Genomic DNA, 22,592 nt, shown 5'->3' with positions numbered 1-22,592 from the left:
AGTTTTCCGAGGGTTTGGGGACGATTGGTGCCCCGGACTGTGTAGCAGTTCTGTGTAGCAGACGCTCTCTGGGGACCGTCTTGCCGACGATCCCCCAGCATTATCAATGCTTTGAGAACAAATGGTGCCCAGAAGAGGACTCGAACCTCCACGACCTTGCGATCGCCAGCACCTGAAGCTGGTGCGTCTACCAATTCCGCCATCTGGGCACGGGGTAGGAGTGCGCCTCTAACGGCGGCCTCTAGACCTGTCAACGCGGCAATGCGTTTTTTTTGAACTTTCACGGGAAAGGGCTATTTTTGCCGTCAAAACATGGCAATCCGGGGCCATGCCGTGCCCCGGTCCACAGCGATGGAGCCTTTGAAACTTGAACGCGCCCGAATCTTTCCCCCAATTTCTTGCGCGTGCCGACGGGCTGCGCCTCGCCTATCGCCATCGTCCGGGGCAGGGGCCGACCATCATCTTCCTGCCGGGCTATATGTCCGACATGGAGGGCAGCAAGGCGATCGCGCTCGACGCCTGGGCCGCCGAGCAGGGCAGGGCGATGCTGCGGCTCGACTATGCCGGTTGCGGCGCCAGCGAGGGCCGGTTCGAGGACGGCACGCTCGCCAGCTGGCGTGACGATGCTCTGGCCCTGATCGACGGGCTGACGCAGGGACCGCTGCTGCTGGTCGGATCGTCGATGGGCGGCTGGCTGGCGCTGCTGATCGCGCTGGCGCGCCCGGAACGGGTCATGGGACTGGTCGGCATCGCCGCCGCGCCCGACTTCACGGAGTGGGGTTTTACCGATGCCGACAAGGCGCTGCTGGCGACCGAGGGGCGGATCGAGGAACCCACGCCCTATGGCGACCATCCTTATGTGACGACGCTGGATTTCTGGCAGTCCGGCCAGGCGCATCGCCTGTTGGACGATGCAATCGCGATCGACTGCCCGGTCCGGCTGCTCCAGGGCCAGTGCGATACGGATGTCCCCTGGGAAATCGCGTTGCGCACCGCCGATCGGCTGCGTTCATCCGATGTGCAGACGCTGCTCATTAAGGATGGCGACCATCGCCTTTCCCGCGACGGCGACATCGCCCTGCTGATCCGCACCGTCGCTGCTCTTCTGGACAATCGCTGATGCCCGTCATCCTCCCCCTCCTGATGTTCATGCAGGCCTATGATCCCGAGATCGAGGCGGTGATGCGCAACAGCCGCAAGAAGAAGGAGGATGCCGCAGCGGCGGCCGCCTCCGCAGCGTCGGTACAACAGGCCGCGGCCGCCCGTTCGGCGCCCGATGCCGACGGGCGCATCCCGGTCCCGGCCAAATTTGCCGGACCGTTCCAGGCCTGCCTCGACCAGGCGCTGGAATCGCCGGACAAGGCAATCACCTTCGCCCAGAATTGGCGGATCGACGGCGGCAGCTTCTACGCCCGCCACTGCATGGGCTTTGCCCTGTCGCGGGCGGAGCGCTGGGGGCCGGCGATCGTCGCCTTCGAACAGGCAGCCGAGGAAGCCGAGCGCGGCGGCGAGATTGTGCAGAGCGCGCGCCTCTGGGGTCAGGCCGGCAATGCCGCCCTTGCCAGTGGCGACGCGAAGAAGGCGCGGGAGGATTTCGACGCGGCGCTGGCGCGCGGCCTGCCCGACGGCATGGAAAAGGGCGAACTGCATCTCGACCGCGCCCGCGCGCTGGTGGCGCTGGGCGATGTCGATGGCGCGCGCGGTTCGCTCGACACCGCGCTTGCCCAGGCGCCCAAGGATCCGCTCGCCTGGCTGCTGTCGGCCACGCTGGCGCGCCGCACCGGCGAACTGTCACTGGCCCAGGCGCACATCGCCCGCGCGGTGCAATTGTCGCCCGATGATGCCTCGGTCGCGCTGGAGGAGGGCAATATCGCGGTCCTGACCGACCATGCCGACATCGCCCGCTCAGCCTGGCAGCGTGCGGCCAAATTGTCGCCGGACTCGTCTGCGGGCAAGGCGGCGGCGGAAAATCTGGGACGTCTGGAACCGGAGGCAACGGCGCCCAAGCCAGCGGGCTGATTGATCAGCAAGACTTTGTCACGGAACCCCCGTCCGATCCCGTCCGTTCGCCGACCGAGCGGGATAAAGGAACGGACGGTGATGATATGACTGGCAAATTTTCCCGCATGATGGCGCTCGGCCTGTTGCTGGCTGGCGCGACCTCGCTCACGGCCTGCTCGCGCGGTGCAACCCGTGGTGGCCTGATCGGTGGCGCTGGCGGCGCGGTGATCGGCAGCGCGACCGGCCTCGGCACCACCGAGGGTGCTGTCATCGGTGGCACCGCCGGTGCGATCATCGGCGACAAGAGCGACTGTTCGAAGAAGGACCGCCGCCGGGGCCGCTGCTGACCCTATTTCAGATAGAAATCCACGGTCGTGACGACGCGCACCTTCTTGTAGGGCGTGTCGCTCGATCCGTCGTCACCCTCGCCGTCGCGCGGGTCGATCGAGAAATAGCCCTGGGTCGCGCTCTTGATGCCGCCGACGCCGGACCCTGAATCCTTGGCGAACTGCTCGGCCGCCGCGCGCGCATCGCGTGTCGCCGCCGCGACCATCGGGGGTTTGAGGTCGTTGAGCCTGGTGAAGCTGTAGCGCATCCCCGATCCTTCCTGCAGCGTCACGCCGCGCCGGACCAGGTCAAACTGCTGGGCGACGGCACGCTGGGCGCGGGCAATGTCGGTGGTGCGCAGCAGCATCCGCTGGGTGATGGTGATATTGTTGATGCCATTGTTGAGATATTGGTTCACGCCCGCGCCGACCGGGGTCAGCGCGTCGGGCTTGAACCCCAGGCTGGCGAAATAGGCCTTGAGCTGCTGGGTATTGGCGTCGATTTCCGCCCTTACCGTCGGCAGGTCGGTGCCAGTCGCCGAATAGCTGATCGACCAGGTGGCAAGGTCGGCGGTCACGTCCTTCTCGGCCAGGCCCCGCACCGTGACCGACCGGTCCGCCGCCCTAGCGCGCTTGAGGCCGTCACCCAGCAGATAGCCGCCCGCGATCACGCCGATCGCCAGTACCGCCGCCGAACCCAGAAGCACCTTGTCCCGCATTTCCAGAGCCATGATCGCTTTCCTCTTCCGCCGGGCCGGTCCCGGTCCTATCTAGGGAACCATCTGCCAATCTACCGATGAACCGTTGCTTTATGGCGACGAACGGAGAAAGCCTTGCTCAAATATCTGCACACGATGATCCGCGTCACGGATCTCGACAAGACCATCGGCTTTTTCGAGCTGCTCGGCCTCAGCGAAGTCAAGCGCTTCGACAGCGAGGCGGGCCGCTTCACCCTCGTCTATCTGGCCGCGCCGGGTGACGAGGACGCGCAGGTGGAACTCACCTACAACTGGCCGCCGCAGGATGGCAGCCCGGCGGAAGTCTATGATGGCGGTCGCAATTTCGGCCATCTCGCCTATCAGGTCGACAATATCTACGAGACCTGCCAGCGGCTGATGGACGCCGGCATCATCATCAACCGCCCGCCGCGCGATGGCCACATGGCCTTCATCCGCACCCCCGACAATATCTCGGTCGAACTGCTGCAGGACGGCCGGCTCGACCCGGCCGAACCCTGGGTGTCGATGCCCAATATCGGGGTCTGGTAAGCCGATGCTGCAGGTCGTCCGCGTCCCCGTCCTCTCGGACAATTATGTCTGGCTGCTGCATGATGATGCCAGCGGCCAGACGGTCGCGGTCGACCCGTCGGTCGCCGACCCCGTGCTGGCGGCGGCTGCGGAACGCGGCTGGACCATCGACCAGATCTGGAACACTCATTGGCACCCCGATCATGTCGGCGGCAATGCCGGCATCAAGGCCGCGACCGGCTGCATCATCACCGGCCCGGCGGCCGAAGCGGCGAAGATCGACACGCTCGACCGGCGAGTGGGGGAGGGGGACAGCGTCCGCATCGGCGATCATGTCGCCATGGTGATGGCCGTTCCCGCCCATACTGCCGGCCATATCGCCTATCATCTGGCCGATGACGCGATCCTCTTCGTTGGCGACACCCTCTTCGCCATGGGCTGCGGCCGCCTGTTCGAAGGGACACCAGCCCAGATGTTTGCGAACATGCAGCGTTTCAAGGCGCTGCCGGGTGACACGATCGTCTATTGCGCCCATGAATATACCGAGAGCAATGGCCGTTTCGCGCTGACCGTGGAGCCGGACAATGCCGCGCTTCAGGCGCGCATGGCGGATGTCGTTGCGGCCCGTGCGCATGGCGAGCCGACAGTGCCCACCACCATCGCGCTGGAACGCGACACCAACATCTTCATGCGCGCGCAGGACGTCGCCCAACTGGCGGAGCGGCGCGCCGGAAAGGACGCATTTTAGGCGCGGTCCTCGACGGATTCCGCGCTATCATGGCGTCCTGTTTGCAAGGACATGGATGGAGAGAGGCGATGCGCGCATGGATATGTCTGGCCCCGCTGGCGCTGGCGGCCTGCAGCGGCACTTATGAGCCCACGCCGCTGACCGAGAAGCAGGCGGCCAAGATGGACAAGGCGCTGGCCGGACTGGTGCCGGGCGATAAGGTGACCTGCGTCAATCGCGAGCCGCAGACCAATTTCACCGTCATCAGCGGCAATACGCTGCTCTATCGTGTCAGCAAGAAGCTGGTTTACAAGAATGAGCTGATTGGCAGCTGCAATGGCCTTGCCCGCGGCGACACGATGATCGTGCGCACCTTCGGCTCGCAATATTGCCGGGGCGACATCACCAGCAGCGCCGATCTGGTCAGCGGCATCGCCACCGGCAATTGCGCGCTGGGCGATTTCATCCCCTATCGCGCACCGGCAAAATAGGTCCGGGGACGCGCTTACCCTTTATAGAGCGCGTCCAGCCGGTCCTGATAGCGTTTGCGGATGACATGGCGCCGGATCTTCATCGACGGCGTCAGCTCCTCATTCTCGATCGCGAACGGCTCATCCGCCAGGATGAAGCGGCGCACCCGCTCGATCACCGACAGATCGTCATTGACCCGATCAACCGCCGCGCGCAGCGCCGCCAGATAGGTCGGATCATCGGTGATGCCCTTGATCGGCCGGCCATTGGCGGCCGCCCATTCCATCGTCCATTCCGAATCCGGCACCAGCAGGCCGACCAGATGCGGGCGACGATCGCCATAGACCATCGCCTGGCCGATCTCCGGCTGCAGCGTCAGCATGCCCTCGACCTTCTGCGGCGACACATTGTCGCCCTTGTCGTTGACGATCAGATCCTTCTTGCGGTCGGTGATGCGGATGCGGCCGCGATCGTCGATCTCGCCAATGTCACCGGTATGCAGCCAGCCATTCTTCAGCACCTTCTCGGTCTCGGCCGGGTTGCGCCAATAGCCGTGCATCACCAGCTCGCCGCGCACCAATATCTCGCCATCCTCGGCGATCTTCACCTCGACCCCGTCCAGCGGCGGGCCGACCGTGTCCATCGCGATGCCGGCGGCGGGGCGGTTGCAGCTGATAACCGGCCCGGCCTCGGTCTGGCCATAGCCCTGCAGCAGCATCAGCCCCATCGCCTCGAAGAACAGGCCGACATCCGGGTTCAGCGGCGCTCCGCCCGACACCAGCGCCTTCATCCGCCCGCCGAACCGCGCACGAATCTTGGGGATCAGGGTGCGCGACAGCAGCGCCTTCATCGGCAGGTCGACGATCGACGACTTGCCCTGCTGTTCCTTGGCGGCGATGCGCAGGGCCTGGTTGAGCAGATAGGTGGGGAATTTGCCCTGCTTCTCGATCGACTTGATGATGCGGGTGCGCAGCACCTCGAACAGGCGCGGCACCACGACCATGATGGTCGGCCGGGCTTCCTCGATATTGCTGGCCAGCTTCTCCAGCCCCTCGGCATAATAGATCTGCCCGCCCAGCAGCATCGGCAGGAACTGGCCGCCGCTATGCTCATAGGCATGGCTCAGGGGCAGGAAGGACAGAAAGACCTCGTCGCCCCAGCCGAAATCCTCCAGCACCACTTGGCCGGCACCTTCGACATTGGCCAGGATCGCGCCATGATGCTGCATCACGCCGCGCGGGGCGCCACCGGTGCCGCTGGTATAGATGATGCACGCCTGGTCGCTGCGCGCGGCGGTCTGGGCCAGCGCACAGGCATCGACATCGGCCGGATGGGCGGCGATCAGGTCGGACCACAGGCGGCAGGTATAATTGCCCTGCGCACCGCGGATCGGCTCCATCGGAATGACCAGGCTGACCTGCGATCGCAGCACCGCCGGCATCAGCGTCGTCGCCAGCTTGGCGGTCGACACGATCACCGCGCGCGCGCCGCTGTCGGTCAGGATATGCTGATGGTCACGCGTCGTATTGGTGGTGTAGGTCGGCACCGTGATGCAGCCGGCGGCCATGATCGCCAGATCAGCGATGCAGAATTCCGGGCGATTTTCGCTGACCAGCATCACCGGGTCGCCGGGCTTCAGCCCTTCCGCCTTCAGCCCGGCCGCCATCGCTGCCACCTGGCGCGCCACTTCGGCCCAGCTCAGCGACTGCCATGTCCCCTGCGTCTTGCGCCACAGGAAGGGCGCGTCGCCCTTTTCCTTGGCGCGGGCAAAGAACATGGTGACCAGATTGGGGAAACGTTCGATCGCCCTCACAGGCTCAACTCCTCTTACATCGGCGCGTCTGCCGCGCGCCTGCAGCGCCAGCTGGCTATAGCCCGGCCTTGCCGTAACGGCCATGCACAATAACGGGTTTCGGCGCATATCGCTGCGTCGAATCGGGAAAGCGCGCGCTCTAGAAAGGCTGGCCGGATGGCGCAAGCGCCAATGGGATCAGTCGAACAGCCCGTCCTGCGACCCGGCCGGGGGATTGAGGCCCAGATGCTTCCAGCCCGGCCCATTGAGGCAGCGACCCCGCGCGGTGCGGGCGATCAGCCCCAGCTGGATCAGATAGGGTTCGACCACTTCCTCGATCGTGTCGCGCGCTTCGGACAGACCGGCCGCCAGCGTCTCGACCCCCACCGGCCCGCCGCGATAGATGTCGGCGATCATGTGCAGATAGCGCCGGTCCATCAGGTCGAGGCCGAGATGATCGACCTCCAGCCGTTGCAGCGCCGCGTCCGCCACCTTGGCATCGACGGTCGGGGCGCCGGCGACATTTGCAAAGTCGCGCACCCGGCGCAGCAGCCGCCCGGCGATGCGCGGCGTCCCGCGCGATCGGCGGGCGATCTCGATCGCGCCGTCCGACGTGATCGCCAGGTCCAGCAGCCGCGCCGCGCGCCGCACCACCAGTTCCAGTTCATCGACCGTGTAGAATTGCAGCCGCACCGGAATGCCGAACCGATCGCGCAGCGGCGTCGTTAGCAGACCCTGGCGCGTGGTCGCGCCGACCAGGGTGAAGCGCGGCAGGTCAATCCGCACCGACCGGGCCGACGGCCCTTCGCCGATCATCAGGTCGAGCGCCCGGTCCTCCATCGCGGGATAGAGCACTTCCTCGACCGCCGGATTGAGCCGGTGAATCTCGTCGACGAACAGGACATCGCCCTCGTCCAGATTGGTGAGCAAGGCGGCCAGGTCGCCGGACTTGGCGATCACCGGGCCGGACGTGGCGCGGAAACCCACGCCCATTTCCTTGGCGACGATCTGCGCCAGCGTCGTCTTGCCAAGCCCCGGCGGGCCGAAGAACAGCACATGGTCCAGCGCCTCGCCACGGGTGCGCGCCGCCTGGATGAAGATACGCAAATTCTCGCGCGCCGCCTGCTGCCCGACAAATTCGTCGAGCGACTTGGGCCGCAACGCCGCATCGACATCCTCGGCCCGGCGGGCCGGGGTGATCAGGCGATCCTCTTCGCTCACTTCGCCGCCTTCCGCAGTGCCAGGCGGACCAGCGCGTCAAGGCTGGCGCCGTCGCCCAGTTCCTCTTCGGCGGCGGCCACCGCGCCGCTTGCCTCGGCCGGTTTGAAGCCCAGATTCTGCAACGCCGACAGCGCATCGGCGGCAAAGCTGCCGGTCGGCAGCGCGATAACGCCTGGCATGCCCGGCGCCCCGGCCGGGGCGGCGCCGATCTTGTCCTTCAGCTCATTGACGATGCGCTGCGCCAGCTTGGGGCCGACGCCATTGGCGCGCGCGATCATCGCCTTGTCGCCCATCATGATCGCACGATGCAGTTCCAGCGGCTCCAGCGCCGACAATATCGCCAGCGCCACGCGCGATCCCACGCCTTGCACATGGGTCAGCAGCCGATACCAGTCGCGTTCCTCGGCACGGGCAAAGCCGACCAGCCGGATCGAATCCTCGGCCACCAGCATCTCGGTATGGATGGTCACCGCCTCGCCCACCGGGCCGAACGCCGCCAGCGTCCGCGACGACGCGCCGACCAGATAGCCGACCCCGCCGACATCGATGATGGCATGGTCGATGCCCGTGCTGTCCAGCCGTCCTTTGAGTTTCGCGATCATCGCCATTGCCCCATGGTCATGATCTGTTCTTTACAGCCTCTTGCGCCCCACGCCAGACAAAAGCGCATGGCGGGTCGGGCACCAAATGGCGACCCGTGCGTAATGCCGGTCGATTGCCATCCGCCAAAGGACCAAGAGACGATGCTGATGACCGCGCCGATGCTGACCCCCAAGGATTTCGAATTTCCCGCGATCATGCTGTCGGGCGTGGTCGACCATGGCATGTATCTGCATTTCAAGAATTGCCTGTCCACCGCGCCGCAGCAGGGGCTGGTGGTGGTGGAAATCTCCACCCTGGGCGGCGATCCGGAGATTGCGCGGATGATGGGGGAGGATATCCGCTTCCATTCGGACCTCTATCCCGAACGGCGGCTGGTCTTCCTCGGCAAGACCGCGGTCTATTCCGCCGGCGCCACCTTCATGAGCTTCTTCGCCACCGAAAATCGCTACCTGACGCGCGGCACCCGGCTGATGATCCATGAGCGGCTCATCACCAAGAATATCCATCTCGAAGGGCCGCTCTCCACCTGCATCGCGACATTGAAGGCCTCGCTCCACGAGATCGAGGCATCGATCGCGATCCAGAATGAGGGCTTTGCCAATCTCATCCTGGGGTCGCAGGTGACGATGGAGGAGGTGCTGCAGCGCGCGCCGGAAAACTGGTATCTGGAAGCCAATGAGGCAGCGGCACTCGGCCTGGTGGCGACCGTACTCTAAACGCTTGCACGGCGGCATTTTCGGGCCTTTGATGCGCCATGGCCAAGACGCAGAAGCGATCCACCCTCTTCCCCTGGCGCTACGGCATGTTCCTCATGCTGCTGCTGTCGATCGCGCCACTGATGCTGTGGCTGCCCTGGCATGAGGCGGTGATGGGCGGGTTCGACCTTGCTGCCATCGCCTTCTGCCTCGCCGCCGTGCCGCTCATCGATTCCGATCCGGCCCAGATGCGGCGCAAGGCCGTGCTCAATGACGCCAACCGGCAACTGATGCTGCTGCTGACCGGGGTGGTGTGCGTCGTCATCCTGGTCGCGGTCGGCGTCGCCGCCAGCGCGCCGGGCCATCCCGACGCGGAAAGTGTCGTGCTGCTGCTGGCGACGCTCGTCATCGCCTGGCTCTTTTCCAACCTCGTCTATGCGATGCACTATGCCCATGCCTTCTACCTCGCCGACGACAAGGGCAAGGATGCGGGCGGCCTGGATTTCCCGGACACGGACGAGCCGGTCTATTGGGACTTCCTCTATTTCGGCTTCACCCTGGGCATGACCTTCCAGACCTCCGACGTGTCGATCACCTCGACCGGCATGCGCCGCACGGTGACGCTCCATTGCCTCGCCGCCTTCGTCTTCAACCTCGGCATCCTCGCCTTCACCATCAACGTACTGGGCGGCTGAGCCATGGGCTTCATGGCTTGCTTACCAATATCGGCTATAAGCCCGATCCCATGAGCAAGAGCGCCGATCCCTGCCCCAAATCCGCCGTCAGCCATGGTGTCGGCCTTGCCGGCCTTGTCGGCCTCGGCCTCTGGACCCTGGTGGCGCGCCATTATGGCATGAACGGGCCGAATGCGGGCCTGGCCGCGGTGGTCGCCTGTGGCATACCGATGGTGCTCTGGTCGCTGCTGGTGGACAAGGTGCATCGCAACCCCAGCACCGGCATCGACTGGAACGCGCCGGCTCGCTCGGTCCGCAGCATGCTCGACATCAGCCTGGTGAAGATTGCGGGCCTGTGGGCGACATGGCTCGCGATTGCCGTCTGCTACTGCATCGGCCGCTGGTATTGGACCGGCAACTATCGCTTCGCCATGGACCTGCTGATGGCGGCGGCGCCCTGGCTGCTGTTGCTGTCCATTCCCTATGTCATCTGGCTCGACCGCCGGCTGGTCGAACCGCGCGATGCCTGTTTCGCCTTCGGCCAATGGGTCATTGGCGGCGCGGCCGGCAAGGCGGACATGGCGCAGGTCGCCAACCATGCCCGCGCCTGGGCGGTGAAGGGCTTTTTCACCGCCTTCATGATCAGCATCGTGCCGGGCAATTTCACCAGCGTCATCGACTGGCGGCTCGACGACCTGCTGCGCAATCCGGTCGCGCTGACCGGCTTCCTGATCGGCATCATGTTCATGATCGACGTCTGCATGGCGACGGTCGGCTATCTGCTGACGATGAAGCCGCTGGATTCCCATATCCGCACCGCCAATCCCTATCTGGGCGGCTGGCTCGCGGCTCTGCTTTGCTATCCGCCCTTCGTCATGATGGGGGCGGGCGGCCCGTTCGACTATCATGGCGGCGGCGCCGAATGGGATGTCTGGACGCGGGGCATGCCGGCGCTGCAATGGGGGCTGGGCGCCTTGCTGGTGCTGCTGACCGCCATCTATGCCTGGGCGACGGTCGCCTTCGGCATCCGTTTCTCCAACCTCACCCATCGCGGCATATTGACCCATGGGCCTTATCGCTGGACCCGTCACCCGGCCTATCTGACCAAGAATCTCTTCTGGTGGTTCTCGTCGCTGCCCTTCCTCACCACCACGGGCAGCCTGACCGACATGGTGCGCAATTGCGCGCTGCTGGGGGTGACCAACGCTGTCTATTATTGGCGGGCCAAGACGGAGGAACAGCATCTGTCCGCCGATCCCGCCTATCGGGCCTATAGCGACTGGATGGCGCGCAATGCCCCGGTGCCACGCTTCTTCGCCTGGGTCGTCGGCCGCAAGCCGGACGCGCCACGGGAAACCCAGCCCGCCGAATGACCGGCGGGCCGGGTAGGATCAGAAGCTTTCCTCGGCATAGACGCGGCTGACATCGCCGCCCCATTCGCCATGATAGCGGTCGAGCAGCCGCTCGGCCGGGGTCTTGCCGGTCGCGATCACTTCGTCGAGCGCCGACAGATAGCCGGTCTCATTGTCGCCCGCCGCGTTGAACCGCTGGCGCGCGGCCAACCCTGAGCGGGCGATATCCAGCACCTGCGGCGCGATGTCGCGCAGCGTACGCCCGCCCGACACCGGCGCGTCGAGGCCCAGCTTCGGCACGGAATCGCGCAGTATCTGCCGCTCTTCCATGCTCCAGTCCTTGACCAGATCCCAAGCCGCGTCGAGCGCACCCTGGTCATAGAGCAGGCCGACCCACAAAGCCGGCAGCGCGCAGATGCGATTCCACGGCCCGCCGTCGGACCCGCGCATTTCCAGGAAGCTCTTGAGGCGCACTTCGGGGAAGGCGGTGGAGAGATGATCCTCCCAATCCTTCTCGGTCGGCTTCTCGCCCGGCAGCACCGACAGCTTGCCGTCGAGGAAGTCGCGGAAACTAAGCCCCGCCGCGTCGATATATTTGCCGTCGCGATAGACGAAATACATCGGCACATCGAGCGCATAGTCGGCATAGCGCTCGTAACCGAAGCCATCCTCGAACACGAAGGGCAGCATGCCGGTGCGCTGCGGGTCGGTGTCCGACCAGATATGGCTGCGATAGGACAGGAAGCCGTTCGGCTTGCCCTCGGTGAAGGGCGAATTGGCGAACAGCGCGGTGCCGAGCGGCTGCAGCGCCAGCGAGACACGGAACTTCTGCACCATGTCCGCCTCGCTGCCATAATCGAGGTTGGTCTGGATGGTGCAGGTGCGCAGCATCATGTCCAGGCCCATCGATCCCACGCGCGGCATGTGCCGCAGCATGATGTCGTACCGGCCCTTGGGCATGATCGGCAGTTCGGCGCGGGTCTTGTCGGGCCACATGCCCAGCCCCAGGAAGCCCAGCCCCAGCATGTCGCCGACATATTTGACCTGTTCCAGATGGCGGCCGGTCTCGGCGCAGGTCTGGTGCAGATTGTCGAGCGGCGCACCGCTGAGTTCCAACTGGCCTGCGGGTTCCAGGCTGATCGTGCCGTCGGCGCCGGACAAGGCGATGATATTCTCGCCCTCGAACACCGGGCTCCAGCCATAGCGGGTCAGGCCGATCAGCAGCGTGTGGATGCCGCCCTTTTCCTCATAGGCCGGGGCGTGATGGTCCTTCGTCGAATAGACGAATTTCTCGTGTTCGGTGCCAATCCGCCAGCGATCCTTGGGCTTGGCGCCCTTGGCAAAGGCCGCGATCAGCTGGTCGCGGCTTTCGATGACGGGATCATGTCCGCCCGAGTCTGTTCTGGTGCTCATGCCCCGCCCTTAGTCTTTCCCCTTTGCGCGTCAAATCGAGGCGCGAATGCGACAGATAAGGCAGGCCTATGTCCGCTTCAATTGGTTGCGGAAGAAAACCATTAGCCCCAGTCGCCATTCACCGTCATCCAGGCCGCCGTCGCGGCGATCGCGGCCGTCTCCGCGCGCAGGATTCGCGGGCCAAGCGACACAGGAACGGCACCCGGCGTCGCCCGGATCGCCTCGCGCTCGGCCGGATCGAATCCGCCCTCCGGCCCGACCAGGAAGGCTGCCGGGCCGGGATGGGCGCGCAAGGTTTCGTCCAGTAATGCCCCACCAGTCTCGTCGGCGAAGAACAGATGTCGCTCGGCCGACCAGCCCTTCAGCAGCGCGTCGAGCTTCACCATCTCGGTCAGCTCGGGCAGGGCGGTGCGGCCGCATTGTTCGGCTGCCTCGACCAGATGGGCGTGCAGCCGGTCGAGATTGAGCTTGTCGACCACCGCCCGCCGGGTCAGCACCGGCTGCAATCGCGCCACGCCCAGCTCGCACGCCTTTTCCGCGATCAGGTCGATCCGCCCCTTCTTGATCGGCGCGCAGCACAGCCAGAAATCGGGCACCACCTCCGGCGGCTTGGTCTGGGCCACACATTCCAGCACCAGGTCGCGCTTGCGGATATCCCGCGCCCGCGCCGCCCATTCGCCCGACTTGCCGTCGAACAGCAGCACGATATCGTCCGGCTTCACCCGCATCACGCTGATCAGATAATGGGCGCCGTTGCCGTCGACCGGCACGGCCACCCCTTCGCCCAGCAGCGTTTCGACATGCAGGCGCGGGGCGCTCTGCGGCGGCCAGGCGGGGGTAGCGGTCATTTTGTCTCGTCCATTCCGGCCGCGCTTGTCGTCGGCCCGATCTTCCCTAAAGAGGAAAGCGCGTTCCCGACAAGCGCGGGACGAACGGAGTTGCAGTGAATCAGTCGATCGTCCCCGACAGCGAAGCGCGCGGCCTGCTTGCGCGCCTGCCGGAAACCCCGCGAATCCTGGCCTCTCTGGCCCGACTCGACCGGCCGATCGGCTGGTGGCTGCTGTTCTGGCCTGGGGCCTGGGCGGTGGCACTGGCGGGCGGTGCCTTTGTCCGCTGGCCGCTGATCCTCTGGCTGCTGCTCGGCAGCATCGCGATGCGCGGCGCAGGCTGCGTCTTCAACGACATCGTCGATCGCGATCTCGACGCGCGGGTCGCGCGCACCGCCGCCCGGCCGCTCGCCAGCGGCGCGATGTCGGTCAAGACCGCCTGGGCCTGGCTGCTCGCGCTCTGCCTGATCGGCCTGATCGTGCTGTTTCAGCTCAGCGGCTATGCCCAGGTCGTGGCGCTCGGCTCGCTGGCACTGGTTGCCGCCTATCCCTTCATGAAGCGGATCACCGGCTGGCCGCAGGTCTGGCTCGGCATCGTCTTTTCCTGGGCGGCGCTGGTCGGCTGGAGCGAGATTGCCGGCGCGCTGACCCTGCCGGGCCTGTGCCTCTATGCCGGCTGCATCTTCTGGGTGCTGGGCTATGATACCATCTATGCGCTGCAGGACCGGGAGGATGACGCGCTGATCGGCATCGGCTCCAGCGCCCTGTCGATGGGCCGCCATGTCCGGGGCGGGGTAACGCTCTGCTATCTCGTCGCGCTTGCGCTCTGGGCCAGTGCCATCTGGCAGGTCCGGCCGCAGCTGCTGGCGCTGGTCGCGCTGGCGCCGATGGCCGCCCATCTGCTCTGGCAGGTCGGCACGCTGAAGGAAGACGGCACCGATCCGCTCGTCAAATTCCGCTCCAACCGTTTTGCAGGATTGCTGATGTTCCTTGCCTGTCTGGTCGTCGGGAGTGCCGGCGCATGAGCATGACCGGTCTCCCCACCCCCGGCGAGGATTGCTGGCGCATCGAACAGGCGGTGCGCGCCAGCGTGATCGTCGATGCCGACGCCTATTTCCGCCATGCCCGCGCCGCGATGCTGAAGGCGAAGAAGCGGATCATGCTGATCGGCTGGGATTTCGACGCCGCGATCAGCCTGATCCGCGAAGACCAGGCCGATGATGGCGCGCCGGTGGTGATCGGCGACTTCATCAGCTGGCTGGTGGAACGCACGCCGGACCTGGAAATCTATCTGCTGCGCTGGGACATGGGCGCGATGAAGTCGATGGTCCGGCCGACCAACCTCTTCACCACGCTCAAATGGATGGCCCATCCGCGCGTCACGTTGAAGCTGGACGGCCATCATCCCCCCGCCGCCTCGCATCACCAGAAGATCGTGGTGATCGACGATTGCTTCGCCTTTTGCGGCGGCATCGACATGACCGGCGACCGCTGGGACACGCGCCATCATCGCGACGAGGATCCTGCCCGTCGCCATCCCGACGGCTCGCCCTATGGCCCCTGGCATGATGCGACCACCGCCTTGCAGGGGCCGGTGGCGATGGCGCTGGGCGACCATGCCCGCGCCCGCTGGGTCGGCGCCGGCGGTGATGAACTGGCCCCGGTCGAGGGTGAATATGATTGCTGGCCCGACGCGCTGCCGGTCCATTTCGAGCATGTCGACGTCGCCATTGCCCGCTCCGCGCCGAAGATGGACGATCAGGACGAACTGATCGAGATCGAGAAGCTCTATCTCCACCAGATCGCGGCCGCCCGGCACTGCATCTATGCCGAAAGCCAATATTTCGCCTCGCGTCGCATTGCCGAGGCGATCGCCAAGCGGCTGGGTGATCCGGACGGACCGGACATCGTCATCATCAACCCGCTCCAGGCCGATGGCTGGCTGGAACAGCAGGCGATGGACACCGCTCGCGCCCGCCTGTTCGAGGCGCTCAAGGAGCGTGACCCGCATGGCAAGCTGCGCATCTACCACCCCTTCACCACGCGCGGCGCCCCCATCTATGTCCATGCCAAGATATTGATCGTCGACGATCGGCTGATCCGCGTCGGATCGTCCAACATGAACAACCGCTCGATGCGGCTCGATACCGAATGCGACGTGGTGATCGACACCGCGCTGCCCGGCAATGACGGCCGGCAGGAGGCGATCTTGGCCATTCGCGACGACCTGATCGCCGAACATCTCGACTTGCCGCGCGAACGGGTGTCGGCGGTGATCGCCCAGCGCGGCCTGATCGCCGCGATCGAGGAATTGCGCACCAAGCCGGGTCGCACCCTGCGCCCCTATGAGGTGCCGGACCTCGCCGATGTCCAGGCCTGGCTCGCCGACAATGAGGTGCTTGATCCCGAAGGCCCGGACGAGATGTTCGAAGCGGTCAGCGAGCGCGGCCTGTTCCGCCGGATGAAGGGCTGGTTCGGCCGGAGCTAAACTATAGTGAGGGCAGTCGCGATCCGCTCCACCGCGATCGCGAAGCCTTCGGCCTGCTGCGCGAAGCCCAGCCGGATATGCGCCGGTTGACCGAAGCAGTCGCCCGGCGCCAGCAGCACACCCTGCGCCGCCAGCGCCTCGCACAGCGGTCGGCTGTTGCGCCCGTCGCCCAGCCAGGGGAAGGCGGTGGTGCCCCCCTGCGGCCGCACCCATTGCAGCTTGCCGTCGGCTTCCGCGATCAGTCGGTCGAGGACAGCGATGTTGACAGTGGCAACGGCCTTCAACCGATCGGTGATGGCCGCGCTATGCTCCAGCGCATGGGTCGCCAGCCGCTCCAGCAGCGGCGAACTGCTGATCGTGAAATAACTGCGCGCGTCGATGATCCGGGCGCGCTGTGCGTCGTCGGGCGCGATGATCCAGCCCATCCGGAGCCCCGGCAGCGACAGCGCCTTCGACATGTCGCTGGTGACATAGACATTGGGGATGCCTGCGGCCGATTGCTGCGGCGCGCCGAAATAGAGCGGATGGTAGACCTCATCGACCAGCAGCGGCACGCCGCGCTCGGCCAGCGCCGCCGCCAGCCGTGCGATCTCCGCGCGCGGCATCACCGATCCGCTGGGATTGTGCGGCGTGTTGACCACCACCCCGGCGGTGTCGCCATCGACCAGCGCCAGGATCGCATCCACATCCTGCGCAAAGCCGGTCTCACGGGTCAGCGCATAGTGCTGCGTCCCCAGTCCCCAGGCCTGCGCCACCGCCGCATAGGCCGGATAGCCCGGATCGGGCATCAGCATATGCGCGCCCGGCCGCGCCGCGAGACAGAAGAAGATCGACAGCGCCTCCGACGATCCGGTGGTGACCACCACCCTGTCAGCTTCGCTGTCATGAAAGGCGGCGATCGCCGCGCGCAAGGCCGTGCTCCCCTCGGGCGGGGCATAGCTCAGCACGGTGTCGTCGATCGCCAGCGGCGCGTCGCCCAGCGCGCAAATCTCGGCCACGCTCCAGCGCGGCCCGGTGCTCGACGCCAGATTATAGGCGATCGGCGGCGTCGCGAAATCATAGGCCGACAGCCAATGGTCGAGGGCAAAGGGCGGCAGGTCCATGGCACAACTCCGTGATCAGGCCGCCAGCTTCGCCAGCCGACACGCGGCGGCAAGGACCGGTTGCGCGGCGCTGGCCCTATTGCGCCGCCAGCAGCGCCTCGGCGCCGTGCAGGTTGACAGACACTAGCCGGCTGACGCCGCGCTCCACCATGGTGACGCCGAACAGGCGGTGCATGCGCGCCATCGACACCGCATTATGGGTGACGATCAGGTAGCGGGTCCGGGTCTGGGCGACCATCGCGTCGAGCAGGTCGCAGAAACGCTCGACATTGGCATCGTCCAGCGGCGCGTCGACTTCGTCCAGCACACAGATCGGCGCCGGATTGGTGAGGAATAGGCCGAAGATCAGCGCCACCGCAGTCAGCGCCTGCTCGCCGCCCGACAACAAAGTCAGCGCCGCCAGCTTCTTGCCCGGCGGCTGGGCCATGATCTCCAGCCCCGCCTCCAGCGGATCGTCGCTGTCGATCAGTTCCAGATGCGCCTGGCCGCCATTGAACAGGGTGGTGAAGAGCCGGCGGAAATGGCCGTCCACTGCCTCGAACGCGGCCAGCAGCCGCTGCCGCCCCTCGCGGTTGAGGCTGCCGATCGATCCGCGCAGCTGGTTGATCGCCTGGGTCAGTTCCGCGCTTTCCGACCGGCTGGTCGCCTGGATCGTCTCCAGCTCCTCCAGCTCCTGCGCCGCGACCAGATTGACCGGGCCGATCCGCTCGCGCTCGGCCGACAGTCGGTCATGCTCGGCCTGCTCGCTCTGGGCGATGCGGATGTCGGCGCTGGGAAAGCCCAGTTTCTCCGGCAGCACCGGCGGCGGGCATTCGAACCGCTCGCCCGACAGGCGGTTGGTCTCGATCCGCCGCTCGTCCGCCGCCTCTGCCCGCGCCACCGCTGTCGCCCGCGCCTCACGCGCACCGGCCAGCGCCTCGCCGGCATCGGCCGCACGCTTTTCGGTTGCCTTCAGCGTCGCCTCGGCCTCGATCTCGGCGCGGCGGGCCTGTTCGGCGCGTTCGACCTGCGCCTCGCGCTCCTCGGTCAGCGTGGCGATCGTGGCGCCCAGTGCCTCGGGCTGGCCCTCGATCGCGGCACGCTCCTGCACCACCGTCTCGCCGCGTGATGCCATGGCGGCGATGCGCTTGGCGGCCTCGCCGGCGCGGGTGTTCCATCCCTTGGCTTCGGCATCGGCCGCTGCCATGCGTTCGCGGTCGCTCGACAGCGCCCGGTCGGCCAGCGCCTGGTCGGCCTGCAACTGGCTGACGGCCATGCGCGCCTTCTCGCTCGCCTGCGACAGTGCCGCCACCTGCGCCCGCGTTTCGGCGCCATCGGGCAGGGCGGCGCGCGCGGACGAGGCCTTGTCATGCTCGGCCTGCGCCGCCCCCTGGTCGCGCCGCGCCTCGGCCAGCCGTTCCTCGATCGCCTCGCGCTTGCCGCTCAGCCGCTCCAGCGCCCCCGCCGCCTCGTCCGCCGCGCGCAGCGTCGTGCGCAGCCGCTGGTCCGCATCGCCCAGTTTGGTGCGGCCTGTCGCCAGCGCATCCACTGCCGCCTTCTCGCGCGCGCCAGCCTCGGCCTGCTCCGCCTGTGCCGTTTCGACCGCCTGCGCCGCCTCTGGGCGCGCAGCATCGATCGCCTCCAGCCGGTTGATGCGGATCAGTCGTTCGGCGGCCGCCGCGCCGCCCTCGACCGCGACATAGCCGTCCCAGCGCCGCAATTGCCCATCCAGCGTCACCAGCCGCTGGCCGACCTGCAGCGCCTGGCCGTTGTCGCGCTCCACCACCGCCACCTGCGCCAGCCGCCGCGCCAGCGCCGCGGGCGCGGTCACATGCGCCGCCAGCGGGCTGGCGCCGTCGGGCAAGCCGGGATCATCCTTCAACGCTTCAGCACCCGCCCAGCGGCGCGGCCCTTCCGCCCCGATCGGCGCCTCCAGATCATCGCCCAGCGCTGCCGCCAGCGCCCGCTCATAGCCCGGTGCCGCCTTCAACTGGTCAAGCGCCCGCGCCCGGCCGCTGCCGCCGGCATCGATCGCCTTGCGCAGCGCCGTCGCCTCGCTGTCCAGCGCCGCCAGCGCGGCCCGTGCCGATGCCAGCGCGGCCTCCGCTGCCGACCGCGCCTCGCTCGCCACCTGCCGCTCCGTCTCGGCCGTCGCGATCGCTGCCTCCGCCGCCTCGCGATCCGCATTGGCGCGGACCTGCGCCGCCGCCGCCTCGTCGCGCTTCGCCTCCAGCGGCGCGGCATCGGGCAAGGCCGCCGCCTCCCCCTCCAGCCGCCGCATCGCCTGCTCCGCCCGGCCCAGCCGGTCGCGCGCCGCCGCCAGCGCCGCCTCCGCGACGCGCAGCTCGGCCTGCTCGCCCGCCTGCTTGGCCATCGCCCTGGCCAGCTCCAGCTCGGCATCGCGCGCACCATCCTCGGCGCGGGCGATACGCGCGGCGAAATCGGGGCGCATCGCCTCGGTCTCGGCAATCCGGCCCTTCAGGCTCGCGACCTCGGCCGTCAGCCGCGCAATCGCCTCGGCCGCGTCATTGGCCAGCGTGCCCTCGCGCTCGCGATCCTCGTCCAGCCGCGCCGCCTGCTGCGCCAGGTCATGCAGCCGGCGCACCACCCCGTCGCGCTCTGCCTTCAGCGTGTTGAGCTGGTGGCCGGATTCGCTGGCGGCATCGCGCGTCGCCAATGCCTCCGCCCGCCGCTCAGCCAGCGCGGTCACCGCGGCACTGCTATGGACATTGGCTGCCGTCAGCGCCTCCTGCGCCGCGCCCACCGTGGCTTCGGCCAGCTTCGCTTCGGCCCGCGCCGCCTCGGCACTGGCATTGGCCTCGCGCCAGCGGGCGAAGATCACCCGACCCTCGGATATGCGGATCTGTTCGGACAGGCGGATATAGCGTTCCGCCGCGCGCGCCTGGCGCCGCAAATTGCCGGCGCGGCTGTCCATATCGGCCAATATCTCGTCCAGCCGGGCCAGATTGCCCTCGGCCGCGCGCAATTTCTGCTCGGCATCCTTGCGCCGGACATGCAGGCCGGCGATCCCCGCCGCCTCTTCCAGCATGGCGCGCCGTTCCTGTGGCCGGGCCGCGATGACGGCGGCGATCCGCCCCTGGCTGACCAGTGCCGGGCTGTGCGCGCCGGTGGCGGCGTCGGCGAAGATCAGCGCCACATCCTTGGCGCGCACATCCTTGCCATTGGCGCGATAGGCGCTGCCCGCGCCGCGTTCGATCCGGCGCGTGACTTCCAGTTCGCCATCGGCGCCGACATCGACCGCGTTGAACAGCTCGCCCTGTTCCTGGATGGTCAGCAGCGATACTTCGGCAAAGTCGCGCTGCGGCCGGCTGGTGGTGCCGGCGAAGATCACATCCTCCATGCCGCCGCCGCGCATCGACTTGGCGCTGGATTCGCCCATCACCCAGCGGATCGCTTCCAAGAGGTTGGATTTGCCGCAGCCATTGGGCCCGACAATGCCGGTCAGGCCCGGCTCGATGCGCAATTCGGTCGCATCGACGAAGCTCTTGAAGCCCGAAAGCTTGAGCCGCTTTATCTGCATGGGGAAACGCCGGGGCAGGGTGCCGCCCCGGTCTCTTTGGGCCTCAGGCCTTCAGATGTCGCCCCCCCTTGCGCCAATCAGATACCCGCTTCCTTGAGCTTGTTCTTCAGCACCGGCCAGGACGAGGCATTCTCGACCACCACGCCATTCATCAGGAAGGTCGGCGTGCCGGAGATATTATATTGGGCATTGGCCGCTTCGACGCCCTTGGCCAGCTTCTCGGCAGTTGCCGTGTCGGCCAGGCATTGCTTGGCCTGATCCTCGGCAATGCCGCGCTGCTTGGCATAGTCAATGAGGCCCAGCGCGTTGGCCAGCTGGCCGAAACGCTGCGCCGGCGGCGCCGACACCATCGCCTGATAGGGGGCGTCGCCCAGGCCCTGCGCCTTTTCGAACATCGCGCTCTGGTTGGCGAAGAACTGTTCCGACAGCGGATAATAGATGTCCTTGCCGCCGCAACGGGCCAGCAGCGCCGTCGTGATGTCGATCGGGTCGCGGACATAGACGCGGAATTCGTAGCTGATCTTACCGCTATCGACCATCGCCTTCAGTTCTTCCGACGATTCATGGGCGAAGTCGCGGCAGTGGCTGCAGGTGAAGGAGCCATATTCGACCAGCTTCAACTTGGCGGCGGGATTGCCCATCACGAAATTGCCTTCGGGCGTTTCGGCGACGGTTTCCGACCAGCTGGTGCCGGCGGGCGCGGCCACGGCGGCGATCGGCGCGGCGGAGGTTGCATTGCCCTCATCCTTCTTGCCGCAACCGGCAAGCGTCAGGGACAGGGCGATAAGGGCAAGGCCGGACAGGACTTTCACGACGGGCGACGCTCCGAATTATGGATAGTTGGGGACGGTTTAGATCAGCGGGCGGCTGCGGGCAATGCGGCCTTGAGCAACTCCCAGGTCGATCCCTGGACCAGCGTGCCGTTGACGACGAAGCCGGGCGTGCCGGTGATCTTGACCTTGTTCCACGCCTCCTCGGTCATCGCCAGGATCGCCTTTTCCGATGCCGGGTCGGCGATGCAGGCGTCGAGCTGCGCATTGGTGAAGCCGCGCTTGTTCATCAGCGCATAGAGGCCGGTCTTCTGGCCGATGTCGCGCAGCGCCGCCTTCTGCTCGGTCGGCTTGGCCGCGCCCTTGTCGTACGCCATGATCTGCTCCATCCAGGCATCCTGGTTGGCGAACAGCGCCTCATGATTGCCCATGAAGCGCTTGGCGCCGCCGCAGCGGGCTAGCAGCGCGGCGGTCAGGTCATATTTGTCGCGCACCGCGTTGCGCACTTCGGCGCTGACCTTGCCACCCTTCACATAATCGGCCTTCAGCGATGCACTCGCGTCATTCACGAAATGGGCGCAGTGGCTGCAGGTATAGCTCACATATTCGACCAGCTTGGTCGGCGCGGCAGGGTTGCCCATGACATGGCCGCCGATCGGCGAACGCACCACCTGCGCGACCCAGTTGGGCGCGGCGGCGACGGCGATGGCGGGAACGGCGATCAGGGCAAGCAGGGAAAGGCGGAACTTGGTCATGGGGCAGTCCTAAGGCATCGCCCCGGACGGGGCGGGTTGCATCAACCGATCTTGGGCAGGCCATTCGAATTCGCAAGCCCCTGTGCCAGCGATTCGAGGACTTTGCGCAATTCCGGGTCACCGATGTCGCGCAGGGAATCCCCCAGCTCGACCGGAATGGGTTTGAGGTTGCGGGGCGGCGGGCGCCGCTCGACCGGTGCGGGACCGACCATGCCCTGCTTCATCGCCACCTTGGCGACGGCGGCATAGCCGAAGAAGCGGTTCACCCGCTCGATGATGTCGGGCAGCGCATGCTGGATCATCGGCGCATGGCCGCTCATCACGGTCAGTTGCAGCGTGCCGCCCGATTTCTGGCCGACCGGAAAGCGGATCGATTCGGGCGCGGTGATCGCGGCATAGTCGGCGCCGACGATATCGTTCCAGCGGGTGACGATGCTCGACTGGACGAAACCGAACTTGCGGAATGCGGTACGGCCGATCTCCGGCATCAGGTCGGCGATCGCGCGCGGCGCACCCACGCGGGGGCGCTCGGCCGGCGGCGCGGCGCGGCTCGTCTTTTTCGCGGTCGGGGGGCGTTCCGTCATGGCGCGCTACATGGCATAGGGCC

22 protein-coding genes and 1 tRNA gene are annotated in these 22,592 nt (G+C 66.7%); 11 read left to right on the top strand and 12 right to left on the bottom strand.

The window, feature by feature from the left end; genetic code table 11:
- Nucleotides 1-122: 122 nt before the first annotated feature.
- Nucleotides 123-209: transfer RNA gene (locus AC13EK_RS07975), tRNA-Leu, on the bottom strand.
- Nucleotides 210-367: 158 nt separating this feature from the next.
- Between AC13EK_RS07975 and AC13EK_RS07970 the strand changes: the two genes are divergently transcribed.
- From AC13EK_RS07970 to AC13EK_RS07960, 3 genes are all read left to right on the top strand, one after another.
- Nucleotides 368-1,120 (top strand): alpha/beta fold hydrolase, encoded by a 753-nt coding sequence (locus tag AC13EK_RS07970; protein WP_069338741.1) that lies wholly within the window; start codon nucleotides 368-370, stop codon nucleotides 1,118-1,120.
- Nucleotides 1,120-2,019, top strand: a complete 900-nt coding sequence (locus AC13EK_RS07965; protein ID WP_069338742.1) for a tetratricopeptide repeat protein — start codon at nucleotides 1,120-1,122, stop codon at nucleotides 2,017-2,019. The genes AC13EK_RS07970 and AC13EK_RS07965 overlap by 1 nt, the downstream gene beginning before the upstream one ends.
- A gap of 86 nt (nucleotides 2,020-2,105) precedes the next feature.
- Complete coding sequence (locus AC13EK_RS07960; RefSeq protein ID WP_010337538.1) at nucleotides 2,106-2,348, top strand: glycine zipper 2TM domain-containing protein; 243 nt, start codon at nucleotides 2,106-2,108, stop codon at nucleotides 2,346-2,348.
- Nucleotides 2,349-2,350: 2 nt separating this feature from the next.
- Here AC13EK_RS07960 and AC13EK_RS07955 read toward each other — a convergent pair whose 3' ends face one another.
- Nucleotides 2,351-3,058, bottom strand: coding sequence for an SIMPL domain-containing protein (locus AC13EK_RS07955; protein WP_069338743.1), 708 nt, complete (start codon nucleotides 3,056-3,058; stop codon nucleotides 2,351-2,353).
- Between the two features lie 102 nt (nucleotides 3,059-3,160).
- On the opposite strand from AC13EK_RS07955, the gene AC13EK_RS07950 reads away from it, so the two are divergent.
- The 3 genes from AC13EK_RS07950 to AC13EK_RS07940 all read left to right on the top strand — a co-directional run bounded on the left by AC13EK_RS07950 (nucleotide 3,161) and on the right by AC13EK_RS07940 (nucleotide 4,792).
- Nucleotides 3,161-3,595, top strand: a complete 435-nt coding sequence (locus AC13EK_RS07950; RefSeq protein ID WP_069338744.1) for a VOC family protein — start codon at nucleotides 3,161-3,163, stop codon at nucleotides 3,593-3,595.
- Nucleotides 3,596-3,599: 4 nt separating this feature from the next.
- A complete protein-coding gene (gene gloB, locus AC13EK_RS07945; protein ID WP_069338745.1) occupies nucleotides 3,600-4,322 on the top strand; it encodes a hydroxyacylglutathione hydrolase in 723 nt (240 codons plus the stop codon).
- Nucleotides 4,323-4,390: 68 nt separating this feature from the next.
- Nucleotides 4,391-4,792: a hypothetical protein gene (locus AC13EK_RS07940; RefSeq protein ID WP_069338746.1), complete on the top strand. Its 402-nt coding sequence runs from the start codon at nucleotides 4,391-4,393 to the stop codon at nucleotides 4,790-4,792.
- Between the two features lie 14 nt (nucleotides 4,793-4,806).
- Here AC13EK_RS07940 and AC13EK_RS07935 read toward each other — a convergent pair whose 3' ends face one another.
- The 3 genes from AC13EK_RS07935 to ruvA all read right to left on the bottom strand — a co-directional run bounded on the left by AC13EK_RS07935 (nucleotide 4,807) and on the right by ruvA (nucleotide 8,387).
- The gene (locus AC13EK_RS07935; protein ID WP_081331814.1) at nucleotides 4,807-6,585 is read right to left on the bottom strand and encodes an AMP-dependent synthetase/ligase; all 1,779 of its coding nucleotides are present in this window, start codon (nucleotides 6,583-6,585) and stop codon (nucleotides 4,807-4,809) included.
- 177 nt (nucleotides 6,586-6,762) lie between these two features.
- Nucleotides 6,763-7,785, bottom strand: a complete 1,023-nt coding sequence (ruvB, locus tag AC13EK_RS07930; RefSeq protein ID WP_004209282.1) for a Holliday junction branch migration DNA helicase RuvB — start codon at nucleotides 7,783-7,785, stop codon at nucleotides 6,763-6,765.
- The gene (gene ruvA / locus AC13EK_RS07925) at nucleotides 7,782-8,387 is read right to left on the bottom strand and encodes a Holliday junction branch migration protein RuvA (RefSeq protein WP_277788335.1); all 606 of its coding nucleotides are present in this window, start codon (nucleotides 8,385-8,387) and stop codon (nucleotides 7,782-7,784) included. The genes ruvB and ruvA overlap by 4 nt, the downstream gene beginning before the upstream one ends.
- Before the next feature lie 141 nt (nucleotides 8,388-8,528).
- Here ruvA and AC13EK_RS07920 point away from each other — a divergent pair, with 141 nt between their 5' ends.
- The 3 genes from AC13EK_RS07920 to AC13EK_RS07910 are packed head-to-tail and all read left to right on the top strand — an operon-like array spanning nucleotide 8,529 to nucleotide 11,130.
- Complete coding sequence (locus tag AC13EK_RS07920) at nucleotides 8,529-9,104, top strand: hypothetical protein (protein ID WP_004209285.1); 576 nt, start codon at nucleotides 8,529-8,531, stop codon at nucleotides 9,102-9,104.
- Between the two features lie 38 nt (nucleotides 9,105-9,142).
- Entirely contained in the window at nucleotides 9,143-9,778 is a 636-nt protein-coding gene (locus AC13EK_RS07915; protein WP_069338749.1) for a DUF1345 domain-containing protein, read from the top strand.
- A 50-nt stretch (nucleotides 9,779-9,828) separates the two neighbouring features.
- Nucleotides 9,829-11,130 (top strand): methyltransferase family protein, encoded by a 1,302-nt coding sequence (locus AC13EK_RS07910; RefSeq protein ID WP_069338780.1) that lies wholly within the window; start codon nucleotides 9,829-9,831, stop codon nucleotides 11,128-11,130.
- 18 nt (nucleotides 11,131-11,148) lie between these two features.
- Here the strand turns inward: AC13EK_RS07910 and AC13EK_RS07905 are convergent, their stop codons facing one another.
- Both AC13EK_RS07905 and AC13EK_RS07900 read right to left on the bottom strand, forming a co-directional pair.
- Nucleotides 11,149-12,522, bottom strand: a complete 1,374-nt coding sequence (locus tag AC13EK_RS07905) for a glutamate--cysteine ligase (protein ID WP_010337529.1) — start codon at nucleotides 12,520-12,522, stop codon at nucleotides 11,149-11,151.
- A 101-nt stretch (nucleotides 12,523-12,623) separates the two neighbouring features.
- Complete coding sequence (locus tag AC13EK_RS07900; RefSeq protein WP_069338750.1) at nucleotides 12,624-13,370, bottom strand: 16S rRNA (uracil(1498)-N(3))-methyltransferase; 747 nt, start codon at nucleotides 13,368-13,370, stop codon at nucleotides 12,624-12,626.
- A 95-nt stretch (nucleotides 13,371-13,465) separates the two neighbouring features.
- On the opposite strand from AC13EK_RS07900, the gene ubiA reads away from it, so the two are divergent.
- A complete protein-coding gene (gene ubiA, locus AC13EK_RS07895; protein WP_010337527.1) occupies nucleotides 13,466-14,374 on the top strand; it encodes a 4-hydroxybenzoate octaprenyltransferase in 909 nt (302 codons plus the stop codon).
- Nucleotides 14,371-15,837, top strand: coding sequence for a phospholipase D-like domain-containing protein (locus AC13EK_RS07890; protein ID WP_069338751.1), 1,467 nt, complete (start codon nucleotides 14,371-14,373; stop codon nucleotides 15,835-15,837). Before ubiA ends, AC13EK_RS07890 begins: the two co-directional genes overlap by 4 nt.
- Here AC13EK_RS07890 and AC13EK_RS07885 read toward each other — a convergent pair.
- The 5 genes from AC13EK_RS07885 to AC13EK_RS07865 all read right to left on the bottom strand — a co-directional run bounded on the left by AC13EK_RS07885 (nucleotide 15,834) and on the right by AC13EK_RS07865 (nucleotide 22,569).
- Complete coding sequence (locus AC13EK_RS07885) at nucleotides 15,834-16,940, bottom strand: pyridoxal phosphate-dependent aminotransferase (RefSeq protein WP_069338752.1); 1,107 nt, start codon at nucleotides 16,938-16,940, stop codon at nucleotides 15,834-15,836. The two genes, AC13EK_RS07890 and AC13EK_RS07885, sit on opposite strands and share 4 nt — an antisense overlap.
- A 76-nt stretch (nucleotides 16,941-17,016) precedes the next feature.
- Nucleotides 17,017-20,460 carry a chromosome segregation protein SMC gene (gene smc / locus AC13EK_RS07880; RefSeq protein ID WP_069338753.1) on the bottom strand — a complete coding sequence of 1,148 codons (3,444 nt, stop codon included), beginning with the start codon at nucleotides 20,458-20,460 and terminating at the stop codon, nucleotides 17,017-17,019.
- 77 nt (nucleotides 20,461-20,537) lie between these two features.
- Nucleotides 20,538-21,272, bottom strand: a complete 735-nt coding sequence (locus AC13EK_RS07875; RefSeq protein WP_017501742.1) for a thioredoxin domain-containing protein — start codon at nucleotides 21,270-21,272, stop codon at nucleotides 20,538-20,540.
- A gap of 44 nt (nucleotides 21,273-21,316) precedes the next feature.
- Entirely contained in the window at nucleotides 21,317-21,985 is a 669-nt protein-coding gene (locus AC13EK_RS07870; RefSeq protein ID WP_069338755.1) for a thioredoxin domain-containing protein, read from the bottom strand.
- A 41-nt stretch (nucleotides 21,986-22,026) separates the two neighbouring features.
- Nucleotides 22,027-22,569 carry a DUF721 domain-containing protein gene (locus AC13EK_RS07865; protein WP_069338756.1) on the bottom strand — a complete coding sequence of 181 codons (543 nt, stop codon included), beginning with the start codon at nucleotides 22,567-22,569 and terminating at the stop codon, nucleotides 22,027-22,029.
- Nucleotides 22,570-22,592 lie beyond the last annotated feature (23 nt).

Source organism: Sphingobium sp. L-44, assembly GCF_056859495.1.
The sequence above is the reverse complement of the archived record's forward strand: the minus strand, read 5'-3'. Positions and strand labels throughout refer to the sequence as shown.